The organism is Marinospirillum sp. (assembly GCF_014859565.1).
This window is the reverse complement of sequence record NZ_JACUUA010000011.1, coordinates 1-16,775: the sequence shown is the minus strand read 5'-3', so window position 1 is coordinate 16,775 and position 16,775 is coordinate 1. Positions and strand designations below refer to the sequence as shown.

The 16,775-nt window shown below is 52.3% G+C and carries 15 protein-coding genes and 1 pseudogene; 4 read left to right on the top strand and 12 right to left on the bottom strand.

The features are described 5' to 3' along the window. Positions 1 to 3 precede the first annotated feature (3 nt). The 6 genes from IBX50_RS03165 to IBX50_RS03140 all read right to left on the bottom strand — a co-directional run bounded on the left by IBX50_RS03165 (position 4) and on the right by IBX50_RS03140 (position 6,255). Positions 4 to 393, bottom strand: coding sequence for a type II toxin-antitoxin system VapC family toxin (locus IBX50_RS03165; protein WP_292253228.1), 390 nt, complete (start codon positions 391 to 393; stop codon positions 4 to 6). After that, positions 393 to 617 carry a hypothetical protein gene (locus tag IBX50_RS03160; protein WP_292253226.1) on the bottom strand — a complete coding sequence of 75 codons (225 nt, stop codon included), beginning with the start codon at positions 615 to 617 and terminating at the stop codon, positions 393 to 395. Before IBX50_RS03160 ends, IBX50_RS03165 begins: the two co-directional genes overlap by 1 nt. A 66-nt stretch (positions 618 to 683) precedes the next feature. Next, a complete protein-coding gene (locus IBX50_RS03155; RefSeq protein WP_292253224.1) occupies positions 684 to 1,298 on the bottom strand; it encodes a YitT family protein in 615 nt (204 codons plus the stop codon). A 10-nt stretch (positions 1,299 to 1,308) separates the two neighbouring features. Further along, positions 1,309 to 4,179, bottom strand: a complete 2,871-nt coding sequence (locus IBX50_RS03150; protein WP_292253222.1) for a valine--tRNA ligase — start codon at positions 4,177 to 4,179, stop codon at positions 1,309 to 1,311. Positions 4,180 to 4,327: 148 nt separating this feature from the next. After that, positions 4,328 to 4,756, bottom strand: a complete 429-nt coding sequence (locus IBX50_RS03145; protein WP_292253220.1) for a DNA polymerase III subunit chi — start codon at positions 4,754 to 4,756, stop codon at positions 4,328 to 4,330. Beyond that, positions 4,756 to 6,255, bottom strand: coding sequence for a leucyl aminopeptidase (locus tag IBX50_RS03140; protein WP_292253219.1), 1,500 nt, complete (start codon positions 6,253 to 6,255; stop codon positions 4,756 to 4,758). The genes IBX50_RS03145 and IBX50_RS03140 overlap by 1 nt, the downstream gene beginning before the upstream one ends. A gap of 125 nt (positions 6,256 to 6,380) precedes the next feature. Here IBX50_RS03140 and lptF point away from each other — a divergent pair, with 125 nt between their 5' ends. From lptF to IBX50_RS03125, 3 genes are read left to right on the top strand one after another with little or no spacing between them, the layout of a single operon-like run. Continuing rightward, positions 6,381 to 7,439 carry an LPS export ABC transporter permease LptF gene (gene lptF / locus IBX50_RS03135; protein WP_292253217.1) on the top strand — a complete coding sequence of 353 codons (1,059 nt, stop codon included), beginning with the start codon at positions 6,381 to 6,383 and terminating at the stop codon, positions 7,437 to 7,439. Then, the gene (gene lptG / locus IBX50_RS03130) at positions 7,436 to 8,503 is read left to right on the top strand and encodes an LPS export ABC transporter permease LptG (protein WP_292253216.1); all 1,068 of its coding nucleotides are present in this window, start codon (positions 7,436 to 7,438) and stop codon (positions 8,501 to 8,503) included. Before lptF ends, lptG begins: the two co-directional genes overlap by 4 nt. A gap of 32 nt (positions 8,504 to 8,535) precedes the next feature. Beyond that, positions 8,536 to 8,979: an RDD family protein gene (locus IBX50_RS03125; protein ID WP_292253215.1), complete on the top strand. Its 444-nt coding sequence runs from the start codon at positions 8,536 to 8,538 to the stop codon at positions 8,977 to 8,979. 133 nt (positions 8,980 to 9,112) lie between these two features. On the opposite strand, the gene IBX50_RS03120 is transcribed toward IBX50_RS03125, so the two are convergent. The 5 genes from IBX50_RS03120 to IBX50_RS03100 form a co-directional block, all read right to left on the bottom strand. Continuing rightward, positions 9,113 to 10,372, bottom strand: coding sequence for a 6-phosphofructokinase (locus IBX50_RS03120; protein ID WP_292253214.1), 1,260 nt, complete (start codon positions 10,370 to 10,372; stop codon positions 9,113 to 9,115). Between the two features lie 219 nt (positions 10,373 to 10,591). Then, on the bottom strand, positions 10,592 to 11,287 hold the full coding sequence (locus tag IBX50_RS03115; protein WP_292253212.1) for a CBS domain-containing protein: 696 nt from the start codon (positions 11,285 to 11,287) through the stop codon (positions 10,592 to 10,594). Between the two features lie 477 nt (positions 11,288 to 11,764). Beyond that, positions 11,765 to 13,084: a sodium ion-translocating decarboxylase subunit beta gene (locus IBX50_RS03110; protein WP_292253210.1), complete on the bottom strand. Its 1,320-nt coding sequence runs from the start codon at positions 13,082 to 13,084 to the stop codon at positions 11,765 to 11,767. A gap of 15 nt (positions 13,085 to 13,099) precedes the next feature. Continuing rightward, on the bottom strand, positions 13,100 to 14,902 hold the full coding sequence (gene oadA / locus IBX50_RS03105) for a sodium-extruding oxaloacetate decarboxylase subunit alpha (protein WP_292253209.1): 1,803 nt from the start codon (positions 14,900 to 14,902) through the stop codon (positions 13,100 to 13,102). Between the two features lie 51 nt (positions 14,903 to 14,953). After that, a complete protein-coding gene (locus tag IBX50_RS03100) occupies positions 14,954 to 15,205 on the bottom strand; it encodes an OadG family protein (protein ID WP_292253207.1) in 252 nt (83 codons plus the stop codon). 251 nt (positions 15,206 to 15,456) lie between these two features. On the opposite strand from IBX50_RS03100, the gene IBX50_RS03095 reads away from it, so the two are divergent. Beyond that, positions 15,457 to 16,428 carry a tRNA-dihydrouridine synthase family protein gene (locus tag IBX50_RS03095; protein ID WP_292253205.1) on the top strand — a complete coding sequence of 324 codons (972 nt, stop codon included), beginning with the start codon at positions 15,457 to 15,459 and terminating at the stop codon, positions 16,426 to 16,428. Positions 16,429 to 16,440: 12 nt separating this feature from the next. On the opposite strand, the pseudogene IBX50_RS03090 reads toward IBX50_RS03095, so the two are convergent. Further along, positions 16,441 to 16,680 (bottom strand): annotated as a pseudogene (locus tag IBX50_RS03090) (transcriptional regulator); the annotation flags it as partial. Positions 16,681 to 16,775 lie beyond the last annotated feature (95 nt).

The following is a 16,775-nucleotide window of genomic DNA, read 5'->3' as shown; positions in this document are numbered from 1 at the left end:
GGATCAACTGATCAGGTGGTCAGTCAGTTCCTGATACTGTTTAAAAGCCTGGTCAAGGCTGATTAAAGGCAGGTTGTGGATCAAACTGGTGGCGATGATAAACCGATCAGCGGGGTCGCGGTGGTGTTCTGGCAGGTTGGCGGCCAGTTCAGCGATGCCACGGTTAACTGGAATCACCTGGATACCTTCACAAGCCAGATTCAGCCATTGCTCCATCGGCATCTGTAGCCTTAAACGGTTACGTTTGACCAGTTGACCCAGCTCCCAGCAGGAAATGGCACTGATGGCCAGGGTTGGTGACAACTCAATCTTTTCAACTAAATGCCCAGGTAAGGCTTGTTCCCCGTCTGAAGCAGTCAGCCAGCGAATCCAGATATGGGTATCCATTAGCATCAGTGTGCATCCCAATCGCTTTCGGGTGCGGCCGGTGCAATCAGATCGTCTGAAAGTTGCAGACTATTCATCAACAACGGGTTGGGTTTGCGCCGCTCATGCACTTTTGGCTCATTGGCGGGCAATACGATGACTTCAAGCTGTTCGATATTGGCCAGCGCCGCTGGGAGACGAACGATTACTTGTCCATCGACGGGCTGGGTATAAAAACGCACGGCTTCCATCAGAATCTCCTCAAATGCTGCTGGCTGTTGTGAGCATAGTGCCTGAGCAAGTATGAAGGCAAGGTTTCAACTCACGCCCTGGTAACGTCCCGGTTTGTGGTTGAGGGTGAGGATCAGGTTGAGGATAGCAGCTCCACCAATGGAGAGTAGTACCTTGTCGAGTGGTAATACCAGCAGGGCGGCCAGTACAATCACCAGATCAACACTCATCTGGAATTTTCCGGCGCGGATGTTGAAGCGATCTTGCAGGTAGAGTGCCAGGATGTTGACGCCCCCCAGGCTGGCGCGGTGGCGGAACAACATCAGCATGCCCAGTCCCATACACATACCACCCAGCAGGGCGGCATACACTGGATTGATCTGATGCAGACTCACCCATTGCGGCGTGAGTTCAGCAAACACGGATACTAGTCCCACAGCACAGAAGGTGCGCAGGGTGAATTTCCAGCCCATGCGCAGAAAGGCCAGCACATAAAACGGTAGGTTAAGCACAAAAAACACCGGGCCGAAGCCCCATTCTGTCAAATACTTGATCAGAAAGGCCAGCCCTGCGGTACTGCCGGTCAGCAGCTCTGCGTGACTGTAAAAGGTGATGCCCAGTGCCACCAGCGGCGTGGCAGTGATCAGTGCCAGGGCATCTTCAACCAGACTGTGCTGGCGGTGTTTGTTGTCTTCAATCACAGGTGGTTGCTCATAGAGCTTTTAACTGTTCCTGCTGCTCCTGCAGTTTGTTGCAGGCCATACGATTTTCTTCGATTTTGGCCTTTTCCTTGTCCACCACGGCAGCTGGCGCTTTACTGACAAAGGCTTCGTTACCCAGCTTGGCTTCGGTGCGCTGAATGTCCTGCTGCAGGCGGTCGATTTCCTTCTGCAGGCGGGCAATTTCAGCATCCTTGTCGATAAAGCCGGCCAGCGGCAGGTGCACTTCCATCTGACCCACCAGCTGCATGGCGCTCATTGGCAGGGTGTCGGCCAGCTCAATGCTTTCCAGTTTGGCCAGTTTCTGCAGGAACAGGCGGTTGTCTTGCAGACGTTGCTGATCTTCGGCGCTGGCGTTGTGGATCAAAATCGGCAGGGGTTTGCCGGGTGCCAGATTGTTGGCGGCACGCAGCTCCCGTACTGCCAGAATCACACCTTTAACCCACTCTATGTCACTGACCGCAGCGGCATCAATGCGTGATTCATTCGGCACCGGCCACTGAGCCTGCATCAGGGTATCCCCTTCCACACCGGCCAGCCCTTTCACACGTTGCCAGATTTCTTCGGTGATGAACGGCATCATCGGGTGGCCGAGGCGCAGGATGACTTCCAGTACCCGCACAAGGGTGCGGCGAGTACCACGCAGGGCTTCAGGGCTGGATTCTTCGTTCCACAACACCGGCTTGGACAGTTCCAGATACCAGTCGCAGTAGTCGTTCCAGACAAACTCGTAATAGGTGTTGGCGGCCAGGTCAAAGCGGTAACTTTCCAGATGCCGGGTGATGGCGGCTTCGGTTTCCTGCAGGCGGGAGATGATCCAGCGGTCAGCCAGGGTCAGTTCCACTGCTTCGTCATTGACGCCGCAGTCTTCGCCTTCGGTGTTGCTGAGCACATAACGGGCGGCGTTCCAGATTTTGTTACAGAAATTCCGGTAACCTTCCAGACGTTTCATGTCCCAGTTGATATCACGGCCAGTGGTGGCCATCGCCAGCAGGGTGAAACGCAGCGCGTCTGTGCCGTGGGCACCGATGCCTTCCGGGAAGGCTTTGCGGGTCTGTTTGGCAATTTTTTCTGCCAGCTGGGGTTGCATCATGCCGCTGGTGCGTTTTGCCAGCAAGCTGTCCAGATCAATGCCGTCAATCATGTCCAGCGGGTCGAGTACGTTACCCTTGGATTTGGACATCTTCTGGCCGTTGTCATCACGGATCAGGCCGGTGACATACACGGTTTTAAACGGCACCTGATCGGTGAACTTCAGTGTCAGCATGATCATGCGTGCCACCCAGAAGAAGATGATGTCAAAACCCGTCACCAGCACACTGGTGGGGTGAAAGGTTTTTAATTCATCAGTCTGTTCCGGCCAGCCCAGGGTGCCAAAGGTCCACAAGCCGGAGCTGAACCAGGTATCCAGCACGTCGCTGTCCTGTTCCAGACTGATCTCGTCGCCCAGATTGTATTTGCGGCGGGCGGCTTCTTCACTTTGTGCCACATAAATATTGCCGCTTTCATCGTACCAGGCCGGTACACGATGCCCCCACCAGAGCTGGCGGGAAATACACCAGTCCTGAATATCCCGCATCCAGGCGAAGTACATGTTTTCGTATTGTTTGGGTACAAACTGGATGTCGCCGTTTTCCACCGCCTTGATTGCTGGCTCGGCCAGCGGGGCAATTTTCACAAACCATTGATCGGTCAGTAGCGGTTCAATCACCACACCGGAGCGGTCGCCGTAGGGCAGGGTGTTGTTGATGGCTTCTACCTTCTCCAGCAGCCCCAGGCTGTCCATTTCCGCGACCAGCTTCTTGCGTGCTTCGTAACGATCCAGTCCGCGGAAAATTTCTGGCAGGGTGGGGTCAACTTCACTGTTGGCACTGCCATCCAGGTTATAAACTTCAGCTTCTTCACGGATGGCAGCATCAATGGTCATCACGTTGATCAGTGGCATGTGATGGCGCTTGCCGACCTGATAGTCGTTAAAGTCATGTGCTGGGGTGATTTTTACACAGCCGGAACCTTTATCCATATCGGCATGGTCATCGGCTACCACTGGAATGCGGCGACCGACCAATGGCAGGATCACGTCTTTACCGATGATGGAGGCATAACGCTCATCTTTGGGGTTAACGGCAACGCAGGTATCCCCCAGCAGGGTTTCCGGGCGGGTGGTGGCAACAATCAAATAGTCTTTGCCATCGGTGGTTTTTACACCATCCGCCAGCGGGTAACGGAAGTGCCAGAAGTTGCCCTGCTGATCCTTGTTTTCCACTTCCAGATCAGAAATGGCGGTGTGAAGTTTTGGGTCCCAGTTGACCAGGCGTTTGCCACGATAAATCAGGCCTTCGTCATACAGGCGAATAAACACTTCCTGCACAGCTTTGTAAAAACCCTCATCCATGGTGAAGCGTTCACGATCCCAGTCCACTGAGGCACCGAGGCGGCGCAGCTGGCGGGTGATGGTGCCGCCGGATTCTTCTTTCCACTCCCAGACCTTCTCCAGAAATTTATCACGGCCCAGATCATGGCGGGTTTTGCCTTCTTCAGCGGCCAGTTTACGCTCCACCACCATCTGGGTAGCAATACCGGCGTGATCTGTGCCCACCTGCCAGAGGGTGTTTTTCTGCTGCATGCGCTGCCAGCGGGTCAGGGTGTCCATGATGGAATCCTGAAAGGCGTGGCCCATGTGCAGGCTGCCAGTAACATTCGGTGGTGGAATCATGATGCTGTAGCTTTTTTTGGGGCTTGTGCCTTCACCCTGACCGGATGGACGGAAATAACCTTTTTCTTCCCATTCTTTGGCCCAGCGCTGTTCAATTTCGGTGGGTTGGTAGGTCTTGTCGAGAGAGGGTTCTGGCTTGCTGGTCATGAGGGTTCCGTTGATTTGCTGATGCTGCTGGACAAAAGGTTTGATTGCGCGGGATTATAGCTTTTTGCAACTGGTGAGGGTAGGTTGCAAAAACTGTGATGGCTTTGGCTGTACCTCCTACATGCTACTGATTTTCCACCTGCGGGACTTAACGGCGACGCATATCATGTGCCTTGATCAGGTAGCCCCGTTCCTTGTAAAAGCGCCAGTCCGCTCGTTTGGGCTCTCGTACCTGCTCACTGTCATCAATGATTTCCGCCACTCTCTGAAAGCGCGAAAAGTGCACCGGTACCTTTAAATCCAGATTTAACAGCACATCGTGGTGGTTGCCGGGATCATCCTGCCAGCTAATTTCGACTGGTGATGGCGGCTGGTTTCCCAGCAGCCCATGTGGCAGAAATGCATCCGGTTTAAAACTCCACAAGCGTTCATCCAGTTGTCTGGCCATGGCTTCATCGGCCACCTGAATATACAGCTGGTGTCCCTTGCGCCAGATGGTTTCAGCCAGACGGCAGGCAAAATCCATGCGACTGCTGCCGTCACCCTCCGGCAGCAGGTAAAAGTCGATCTGCGTCATTATTCTACAGCCGCTTCCAGATCCATCAGGTATTGCACCAGCAGACCAACGGGACGGCCAGTTGCACCCTTTTGTTTGCCGGAGTTCCAGGCAGTTCCGGCAATATCCAGATGCGCCCAGCGGTAGTTTTCAGCAAAACGTGACAGGAAACAGGCAGCAGTGATACTGCCAGCCGGGCGACCACCAATGTTCTGCATGTCAGCAAAATTGGAGTCCAGCTGTTCCTGATACTCTTCCCAGATTGGCAGCTGCCAGGCACGGTCGTCAGCATCTATACCGGCTTTTAACAGTGCAGCGGCCAGTTCATCGTTATTACTCATTAAGGCTGTGGTCTGGTGACCCAGTGCAATGATGCAGGCTCCGGTTAAGGTGGCAATATCTACCACACTGTCCGGATTAAAGCGTTCGGCGTAAGTCAGGGCATCACAGAGCACCAGACGACCTTCGGCATCGGTGTTTAATACTTCGATGGTTTTACCGGACAGGCTGGTGTAAATATCGCCGGGTTTGCTGGCGCGACCAGAAGGCATGTTCTCGGCGGCAGCAATTATGAACACCAGGTTCAGTTTTGGTTTTAACTGGCGCACCGCTTCCAATGCACCCAGTACACTGGCCGCGCCACACATGTCGAACTTCATTTCGTCCATGCCTTCACCGGGCTTCAGGCTGATACCACCGGTATCAAAGGTGATGCCCTTGCCGAGCAGTACATGGGGGCGAGCTTCTGGGTCTCTGGATCCCTTATATTCCACCACGATCAGGCGTGGCGGCTGGTCGCTGCCTTTACCAACCGATAGCAGGCTATTCATGCCCAGCTGAGCCATCTGGTTTTCATCCAGAATGGTGGTCGTGAATGCTGAATCTTTTGCCACCAGTCCCAGCGCTGTATCTGCCAGATGGATTGGGGTGCAGACGTTACCGGGACGGTTGCCCAGGGTGCGAGCCAGGTTTTTACCCTGCCCTATGGCTTGACCGGCACGCAGAGCTTTTTCACCCTCGATACCTTCATGGTTATCCGGCCAGAAAAACAGGATCTCGGAAGGTAGATCTTCTTGTGGTGTAGCTGTTTTGAATTCGGTAAAACGATAAAAGCTGGTTTCAGCCACTTCGGCCAGCAATCGCAGTTTCCAGGCAGAATCACGATTTTTCAGCGGGGTATCAGCGAGTGTAATCAAGCAGTCATGCAGGCTGAGTTGCGCCAGTTGATCATAAGCAGCCTGACAGGCTTTGCGGAATTTGTTGTCAGTAAGCTTAGCTTCTTCACCCATGCCCACCAGCAGGATGCGCTGGGCTTCAGCGCCGGGAGCAAAAGGCATCAGAAAGGTTTTGCCAAGTTTGGCCTTGAAGTCTCCCCGCTCAATCACCTGATGAATCAGGGATTCTGTTGCCTTGTCGAGTGCTTCACCACTGGAGGTAAGGCTACCCTCTTGCAGAACGGGAAGTACCACACAGGCAGTTTCCGTAAGGGCTGGAGATTGGGTAACCAGTTTAAAATTCATAGCTGCTCCGTAACAGTTTAGTTAGATAGAGGTGCCATTTTGGCCAGTAACAAGACAAGCCTGATGCACCTGTAGGATAATGGCTTTATGTAAGAAATGCATCGTCTGTTTACTGGAGTCTTTTTTTGATTCTTTATCGTTACATTGCGCGGGAAGTGCTAATCACCACCCTGGCGGTGAGCAGTGTGTTGCTGCTGGTGATTGTTGGCAGCCGGTTTGCCCGTTTGCTGGGGCGGGCGGCTTCTGGGCGTATATCCCTGGATGTATTGGGGCAACTGACACTGCTGTATACTCCCTATGCACTGCAGTTGATTCTACCGATCAGTTTTGTACTGGCGCTGATGCTGACCTTTGGTCGCCTGTATATGGAAAGTGAAATGTCAGTGATTCAGTCCAGCGGTGTGAGCCAGAACCAACTGCTGAAACTGGTTCTGGTGCTGGCGCTCCTGGTCGCTGGTTGCACTGCTGTGGGTAGTCTGTATGTAACCCCCAAAACTCAGTATGCCAGTGCCCTGTTGATGGCTGAACAGCGGGAGCGTACCGGTTTTGAATCCATCACACCCGGGCAGTTTGTGCGGATTGGTAATCAGGCAGTGTATGTTGATGGTATCAGTGAGGATCAGCAAACTCTGGCCCAGGTGTTTATTGCCCAGTCCTCTGCAGAAGAAAGCAGCCTGGCATTGGCCGAGCGAGGTTATCAGCAAATCACTGATACTACTCGCAGTCGCTTTCTGCTATTGGAAGACGGTCACCGCTATGTACTGCCACAAGAAGATTTGCGCAGTACCGATTTGCAGTTTGAGCGTTATGCGTTGCGGATGAGTATTTATCAGCCTCCGAGTGTGCGACAACAGGTGGCAGCCATGCCGAGCAGTGAGCTTTTACAGAATGACCTGCTTGCTTCGCAGGTTGAACTGCAGTGGCGACTGGGTTTACCGGTGATGGTGCTGGTGATGGTGTTTATTGCCTTGCCTTTGACTAAGGTGAACCCCCGCCAGGGGCGTTTTATGGCTATTTTGCCGGTGCTTTTATTGCAGATGCTGTTTCTAGGTGGGTTGATGTCTTTGCAAGGTACAGTCAATAAAGGGCAGCTTCCTCTGTGGCCGGGATTATGGCTGGTGCATGGTGCTTTTCTGGCAGCTGGGCTGCTGCTTTGCTGGCGCAAAGGAGTATTTGCTAAATGAGGCTGCTGGGACGTTATATCGCTTCATCGGTTTTAAAAGGCACGCTGGCCGTGCTGGTGGTGATTGTTGGCTTGGATCTGATTTTTTCCATGCTGGATGAGTTGACTTCATTAGCCGGTGGTTACGGATTAAAAGAAGCGGCTGTGTATATGTTGTTGCGTCTGCCTGAGCGGTTTTATATGTTCCTGCCCATTGCCATACTGGTGGGGGTGTTGATCGGTCTGGGCAGCCTTGCATCCACCAGCGAACTGACCGTGATGCGGGCAGCCGGAGTATCCATTCCAAGGTTGATTCTTCATGCTTCTCGCCCGGTATTTTTGTTGCTGGTGGTAGCCATGCTAGCCAGTGAGTATCTATTGCTGCAGTGGGTACAGGCAGCGGAAACCTGGCGCTGGGAAAAACGCACTGGTCAGCAACAAAGCAGTGTAAACACGGCTCAGGATTTGTGGTTAAAAGAAGGATCACTTTTTTATCGTATTAATGTCGCGCGGGATGATGGTCTGCTGCTGGGTATTACCTTGTTTGAGCTGAATGAGGACTGGACGCTTAAACGGCAGGTGACAGCCCCCCGGGCAAATTATGAAGAGCATGGCTGGCAGGTGCAGGATGCCAGAGAGTTGCATTTCACTGCTGAGCGGGTAGAAGAAACACGCCATCAGCAGTTGTTGATGAATTTGCCGATCCAGCCGGAATTTGTGGCATTACAAGCCTTTGATCCACGGGATTTGCCACCGTCAAAATTATGGCACTATGCCCGCTATTTGCAGGATAAAGGTCAGGCAGCCGGTTTTTACTGGCTGGCTTTCTGGCAAAAGGTGCTGCTGCCAGTGACTGTTTTTGCTGTGGTGTTGTTAGGAGCCTCATTCACCTTTGGTTCTCTGCGCTCGGTTCCGGCCGGGACTCGGGTGTTTCATGGGGTCATCATCGGGCTTTCGGTCAAATTCATACAGGACCTGCTGGGTCCAACAGCTCTGTTGTGGGGGTTTACCCCTGCTCTGGCGGTGTTGATTCCTGCTGCTTTCTGCACCATCTGGGCGTTATGGCAGATTCGCCGAGCCGGTTAATGTACTTCTCAAAATTATCAGTGGAAAAAGTTATGCCGCGTGTATTTGGTCATTTAAACGATGTGTACCCCTCTGGACTCTTTCGCCGTCTGGCTGCAATGGTTTATGACCTGTTCTTGCTGTCTGCGTTGTTTATGATGGCTGGGTTTATCGGTGTGGCAATCACTGATGGTGAGGCCAATGAACACCTGTTATTCAAACTCCTGGTCTGGATGGTGCCTTTTCTTTTTTACTGGTACTTCTGGCGGCGCAGTGGTCAGACGCTGGGGATGCTGGCCTGGCGTATTCGTGTACAAACCCCGGAAGGTAAAGCCTTGGATGCCCGGCAGACCTTTTTACGTTTGATCGGCGGGCTGTTGTCCTGGACCTGTCTGGGACTGGGTTATCTATGGTTGAAGTTTGATCGTGAGCAACGCACCTGGCCGGACATCCTGTCCAAAACTCAGGTGGTGGTGCTGCCAAAAATCCGTGAGTGACTGCTCCCCCCCGCCCTAAGCGCCACGGGCGAGGCTTCCAGCTTCTCAGGCTGCGGCGAGTGCGTGACTCGTCTGACGCTGGCCTCCATTGGCAGAGACCGACAGTCCTGCGGCCTTGCTTTAAAGCTTCAGATCAAGGCTGGAAGTCCGGCAGTTTTTTGCTGACCAGTTTGTGCTGCAGGCGAACATACTGCGGCATACCATCTTTATAAGGTGGGAAGTCTTCACCCTGGATTAAGGGTGTAAGGTACTGGCGACCCAAAGCGCTAATGCCAAAACCATCCGGAGTGATGTAATCACGCGGCATGAATTTTTCGACATTGGCGATATCAGACAGGCAGGCTTCACCGATTTCCCACTGATAGGGTGTTTCACTGGTGCGCTGGATGGTTGGCATCACCGAGTTTTTGCCTTCCAGAGCCAGTTTGACTGCAGCCTCACCAACAGCATAAGCCTGAGATACGTCGGTGGCTGAAGCCAGGTGACGTGCTGAACGCTGCAGGTAATCTGCCACCGCCCAGTGGTATTTGTAACCCAGATCCTGCTTGACCATACCGGCCAGAGTCGGAGCTACACCACCCAGCTGTTTGTGACCAAAAGCATCAGTGGTACCGGCATCAGCCAGGAAAGTGCCATCGGCATAACGGGCACCTTCAGAAATCACAATTACGCAGTAGCCGTATTTTTTAACGCAGTCATCCACACGAGCCATCACTGTAGCGCGATCAAAGGGGATTTCCGGGAAAATGATCAGGTGTGGTGGTTCACCTTCACCCTGACCGGCCAGACCACCGGCACCAGCAATCCAGCCAGCATGACGACCCATCACTTCCAGAATAAATACCTTGGTGGAAGTGGCACACATGGATTCGATATCCATGGCCGCTTCCTGAGTGGAAACAGCAATATACTTGGCAACGGAACCAAAGCCGGGGCAGTTGTCGGTAACGGGCAGGTCGTTATCAACCGTCTTGGGGATATGCACCGCTTTTAACGGATAACCCATGGATTCAGCCAGTTGTGCCACTTTCAGGCAGGTGTCCGCAGAATCATTGCCACCGTTATAAAAGAAATAACCGATCTCGTGAGCCTTGAACACCTCAATCAGGCGTTCGTACTGGCTGCGGTGTGAGTCAATGTCCTTGAGTTTGTAACGGCAGGAGCCAAAAGCACCACCCGGGGTATGGCGCAGAGCGGCAACAGTCTCATCTGACAGGGCTGAGGTGTCGATCAGCTCTTCAGTCAGTGCGCCAAGAATACCGTTGCGACCGGCATAAACAGTGCCAATCTGATCACTGTGACGACGCGCTGTTTCAATCACACCACAAGCACTGGCATTGATCACTGCAGTAACGCCGCCGGATTGGGCGTAAAAGGCGTTTTTCTTCGCCATGAGTAGGAAAGCTCCTGATAGGTTTGTTGGTTGCTCTTTGCTGCAAGGCAGCAGCATTCAAAAAATTCTGGGCATTTTACCGGATATTACTAAGGGTTGCATGAGGTGTTTGTAACCCGAAAAGTATTTTTGATTGGTATGGCGAGGTGGCTGCAAAATTAAAGCTTTCTATCCAAGCGGATAGCTGATGATCAGCGCTAAGCCGCTGAAACATAAAAATCAGGTCCAGATTTCCAGTGTCTGATTCACCAGTCCCAGCATCAGGTCTGAGCGGGTAACCAGCCCCAGCAGATCACCAGTGTCATCATCAATTATGGGCATGGCTCGCACCTTTTGTGCCAGCATAACCCGTGCAATATCCCGAATATCGGTATCCGGGCTGGCACAAACCAGTGGTGTGTCAACCAGCGTGCTGATAGCCATTGTTGCCAGATTCACCTCATCCTGTTTGCTCAGCTCACCAATCCCGGCTGCCTCTTGCAAAAGCTGGCGGTCATTCACTATGCCAGTTGGTTTACCCTCGTTATCCAGCAACACCAGATAGTGAATCTTCTCAGCATTCATGATGCGCCACGCTTCGTTCAGGCTGGCATCAGCATTTAGGGTGATGACCGGTGAGCGCATGACTTGATGGGCGGGAAGTACCGGTACACGCGGTTTTTTGCTCTGCTCTACTGCAACATAGGCCTCCATCGCCTTGTTGATGGGTGGATGATTTTTTTCGCCGGAATCATCCGGGTAACCATGAATCCACGTTTGATCACTGATGTTCTGGTTATGCTCGGCATCACCATTGTGATCCATCAGACGGCGGGTAGCACTGGTTTCCTGGGTTTGACGTACACCCGGACGAGCCAGAAGTTTTTCTTTGGGTGTATGGATACGCAATCCCTGTTCATAGATGGCAAAAACCATGATTTTGCTCCGTCATCGTGGAAGCTTCTCTTTTAGCATAACTCTGGTTAAGGAGCCAGCAGACTTGAATCAAAACAGCGACTTGGCTTGAATGTGCGGTTGCGAGATAAATTTATACTTAAGTTAATGAAATTCAAATAAAAAAACTTCATGTGTCAACAGTGGCTGGCTGGCGAGTCAGCTGCCATCTTAAATATGGGTATTCACCCAAAGTAGTAGATTTACAGGCAGAGGGAGCCTTGTATGAGCGAAGAAACTTTGATGGCACTGGTTGAAGAGCTGCAAACGCGGTATCTGTGGGAGGAAGCGCTCTTTGCAGAGGCTGGGCAACACACGCAGCTACAAATGGCAGCTTAATCTTCTGGCTTTATCTACCAAGTGCAACAGCGCCTGTTTTAAAAGCCTCCACTTAAGAGAGGCACAAAAAACCCGGAACCATAAAACTGGTTCCGGGTTTTTCTTTTTGCAGGGCAGAAATCAGCCCAGATACATAATCATTACACCGGCAGCCACCGCCGAACCGATGACACCCGCCACGTTTGGACCCATGGCATGCATCAGCAGGAAGTTCTGCGGGTTGGCTTCCAGCCCGACCTTGTTGGATACCCGTGCTGCCATCGGAACAGCGGATACACCGGCAGAACCGATCAACGGGTTGATGGGCATTTTGCTGACCTTGTTCATCAACTTGGCCATCAAAATACCGGTGGCAGTGCCGATGGCAAAAGCCACAATACCCAGTGCCATGATGCCCATGGTTTCTACCGTCAGGAACAGATCAGCTATCAGGCGTGAACCCACCGCCAGCCCCAGGAAAATGGTGACGATGTTGATCAGTGCATTCTGTGCGGTATCGGACAGGCGCTCAACCACACCACATTCACGCATCAGGTTACCCAGACAGAACATACCCAGCAGCGGAGCAGCAGAAGGCAGGAACAGGGCAACCAGCCCCAGTACTGCCAGTGGGAAAATGATCTTCTCACGCTTGGTAACGGGACGCAGCTGAGTCATCACAATGGCACGCTCAGCTTGGGTGGTCAGGGCACGCATGATGGGCGGCTGCACAATCGGCACCAGCGCCATATAAGCATAAGCGGCAACAGCAATAGCACCCAGCAGCTCTGGAGCCAGCACACTGGCAACGTAGATGGCGGTGGGGCCATCTGCTCCACCAATGATACCAATGGCAGCAGCCTGATAGATGGTGAAATCCACAATACCCAGTTGGCTCATACTTACAGCACCCAGCACTGTGGCAAAAATACCAAACTGGGCTGCAGCACCCAGGAACAGGGTGCGTGGGTTGGCGAGCAGCGGACCAAAGTCCGTCATGGCACCTACACCCAGGAAGATCACCAGCGGTGCAATACCCGAGGCAACCAGCACTTTATAAAACACATACAGGAAACCATCAGTGTATCCGGCCAGTGATACCAGCTCGTAGAGTTTGTGTTTTACCTGAGGATCATCAATGCCTTTGATGGCATCCATCAGGATCACCTTGTTGGCTGCTTCCGTTCCGGCATTTAAACTGACACCCAGCTCAGATGCCAGCAGGTTCATGGTTTCCAGGTTAAAAATACTCAGTGCCTGATCAAAGGCTGACAAGGCCAAACCGGCTTCCGGCACGTTGGCCAGCAGCCCACCAAAACCAATCGGCAGCAGCAAAAGTGGCTCGAATTTCTTGGCAATTGCCAGATAAACCAGCCCCAGACAAATCACCATCATAATCAACTGACCGGGACTCAGGTTATACAAACCTGAGTTTTCCCACAGCAGCAGAATTTTTTCCATAGGGTAGAACTCCGCTTAAAGAGTCAGCAGGGTGTCGCCAACCTGTACGGCATCACCCTCACGTACAGAGATGGTTCCGACAGTACCGGCGTTGACTGCACGAATTTCGGTTTCCATCTTCATGGCTTCCATGATGATGACCACCTGATTGGCTTCTACAGCATCACCGGGTTTAACCAGAATTTTGAAAATGTTACCGGCCAGAGGTGCAGAGATGGCTTCACCCGTTGCTGCAGCGGCAGGAGCAGCAGCTGCGGGGGCTGCTGCCGGTGCGGCTGTGGTGATGGCAGAAATATCACCCCCTTCAGAAACCTGCACTACATAGGCCTGGCCGTTGACTTTAACGGTGTAAACACCTGAGTCATCACCCGTTTTGGCAGGTGTTTTGGGTGCCATGGCCGCCTGAGCACTTTCCAGTGTTGGGGCGGGTTCAAAGGCAGAAGCATCACCACGGTTTTTCAGGAACTTCAGGCCGATTTGCGGGAACAGGGCGTAGGTCAGCACGTCATCAATTTCATTGCCACCACTGGCCAGCTTGATGCCATCTTCTTTGGCTTTTTGTTTCAGCTCAGCGGCCAGCTTGTCCATTTCGTCGTCAATCTGGTCAGCGGGGCGACAGGTGATGGCTTCTTTACCTTCCAGTACCCGTGCCTGCAGTTCAGCATTGTAAGGTGCCGGTGCTGCGCCGTATTCACCCTTGAGGATGCCTTGCACTTCTTTGGATATGGATTTGTAACGCTCACCCATCAGGATGTTGATAACCGCTTGAGTACCAACAATCTGCGAGGTTGGAGTCACCAGTGGGATAAAGCCCAGATCTTCACGCACACGCGGGATCTCGGCCAGCACTTCATCAAACTTGTCTGCAGCACCCTGTTCTTTCAGCTGGCTTTCCATATTGGTCAGCATACCGCCGGGCACCTGAGCCACCAGAATACGGGAATCCGTGCCGCGCAGAGAGCCTTCAAAGGCGGCGTATTTTTTACGGACTTCACGGAAATAAGCAGCAATTTCTTCCAGTGCTTCCAGATCCAGACCGGTATCACGATCTGTACCGGCCAGAGCCGCCACCACGGATTCAGTGGCAGAGTGACCATAGGTCATGGACATGGACGAAATGGCCGTATCCACCCGGTCGATACCGGCTTCCACCGCTTTCATGATGGTCATGTCGGACAGACCAGCAGTGGCATGGGCATGAAGCTGAACTTCCAGACCGGTTTGTGCCTTCAGGCGTGAAACCAGATCAAAAGCATTGTAAGGCGTCAGAATGCCAGACATGTCTTTAATGGCAATGGAGTCTGCCCCCATGTCTTCCAGTACCTTGGCATAATCCACCCACATTTCTGTCGTGTGCACTGGGCTGGTGGTGTAAGAAAGGGTGCCCTGAGCGTGTTTGCCGCATCCTTTAACAGCTTTGATCGCCTGCTCCAGATTGCGTGGGTCATTCATGGCATCAAAAATACGGAATACGTCTACACCGTTGGCGGCGGCACGTTCAACAAACTTGGTCACCACGTCATCAGCATAGTGGCGGTAACCCAGCAGGTTCTGACCACGCAGCAGCATTTGCTGTGGTGTTTTGGGCATGGCTTTTTTCAGCTCGCGGATACGATCCCATGGATCTTCGCCCAGATAACGGATGCAGGAATCAAAAGTCGCACCACCCCAGCTTTCCAGTGACCAGTAACCAATCTGATCAAGCTTTTCAGCGATGGGAAGCATGTCATCCAGACGCATACGAGTGGCAAACAGCGATTGGTGTGCGTCACGCAGGACAACATCGGTGATGCCGAGCTTTTTCTTGGGTGCAGTCATGGTCGTTACCTGTCTAGTAGTCAGAATTCGTTCGTCAATAAGTGAGTTGTTTTATTTCTGTTGACGCTGGCGATGCATGTGAATTGCTGCAGTGATGGCCGCAATCATATCCGGGTTTTGTCCGCCGGATACTGCTGGTTTCTTCTGGCCGAAAGCAACAACAGGCTCCGGTTTGGAGAAACGCAGGATAATTTTGGACATCAAGGTTGTGGCGATGACCAGTACGGTCAGGAAGACAAATACAAAACCCATGCCGAGGAGCATTAGGTTAAAGCCTTCCATCATCAGATCTGTATCTTGCATTGCACGTCCTCTTATTGGGTAAGTGCCCCTGAAACAGACCTAACCTTGCACCAGATTTTTTTTTGTAGCAACTACAAGAATCACTACCTTGTTAAGCACTTGCTCCTGAGCAAGGAAAACAACCCAGTAGTCATCCGGATTTTTTACCTGTTTCAAGAAAAAACGACTGATTGGTCATGTACTTCGGCAACTTGGCAGGTAAACTGCCGCTTTTGCAGCAAAAGCCGCTTTTTTCAATTTTCAGGTGAATTTTGGACGTTAAAACTCCTCCTTTAGTAGCACTGGCACCTATGGAAGGTGTAATGGATGTCACCACCCGTGATTTGATGACTCGTCAGGGTGGTTGGGATTTTTGTGTCACTGAATTTCTTCGGGTGACCAATGGGCGTCAGCCCGGTCGGGTTTTTTACCGTCTGTGTCCGGAGCTGCGACAAAATGCCCTAACTCCGTCCGGTGTGCCGGTGCATATCCAACTGCTGGGCAGTGATCCACAGGCGCTGGCCTCCAATGCCCGTGTTGCCGCCCGTGTTGGTGCAAAAGTAGTGGATCTGAACTTTGGTTGCCCGGCAAAAATTGTCAACCGTAATCTGGGGGGTGCCAGCCTGTTGCGCTACCCGGACAAGTTGTATGAATCCAGCAAAGCGGTGGCTGAAGCGCTAAAACCGACCTCTGCGATGCTGACCGCCAAAATGCGTCTTGGTTATGACGATACAGAGTTAGCGCTGGATAATGCCCGTGCACTCAATGCTGCAGGAATCACCCAACTGGTGGTTCATGCCCGTACCAAAACACAGGGATACAAGCCACCTGCTCACTGGGAATGGGTGGCACGTATTGCCGAAGTTGTGGATGTACCGGTACTGGCTAACGGCGAAATCTGGACGGTAGAAGACTACCAGCGTTGTGTTGAAGTCAGCGGTATCAGGGATGTGATGCTGGGTCGTACCGCCATGACCAACCCATGGCTGGCTTTACAGATCAAACAACATACAGCCGGTGAAGAAGTGGAAACCGTGGATTTTAAACGGGTGATTGGCCTGCTGCTGGAATGGCTACTGCAGGATGCCCAAATCTACCGCGAAGATGTCAGAGTTATGCGGGTTAAACAGTGGCTAGTATTATTACGTCTGCGCTGGGGAGAAGAAGCAAAACGGCTTTTTGAAGCCTGTAAGCGGTGTGAGACGGAACAGCAGCTGGTTGACCTGCTGGGTCAGGTTATCTGATTACCATCCATTACCAATCATCGGTTCCAGGTCTTTTACAGATAAACCCTTGCGCTCCATCTCAAACTTGATAGCTTCGACAGGATCGGGCAATTCCATTGGGAAGTGTTTAGCTTCATAAGCTTCAACCAGTGTGACCAGCACATCCAGTTTCTCGCCTTCAGGAGTATCCGGCTCTGCTATCATCAGCTGCTCTATGCTTTGTAATGCTGAACGATAGTCAGCATCATTTTTAATGGGCTTGATTTCCACAATATTCTCCGGCATTAAATGGTTTGTGCAGCAAATTCAGCTGCCTTTCCAGCGCCCATTCCACATGTTCTCTAACCACTGTTTCCGGGTGCAGG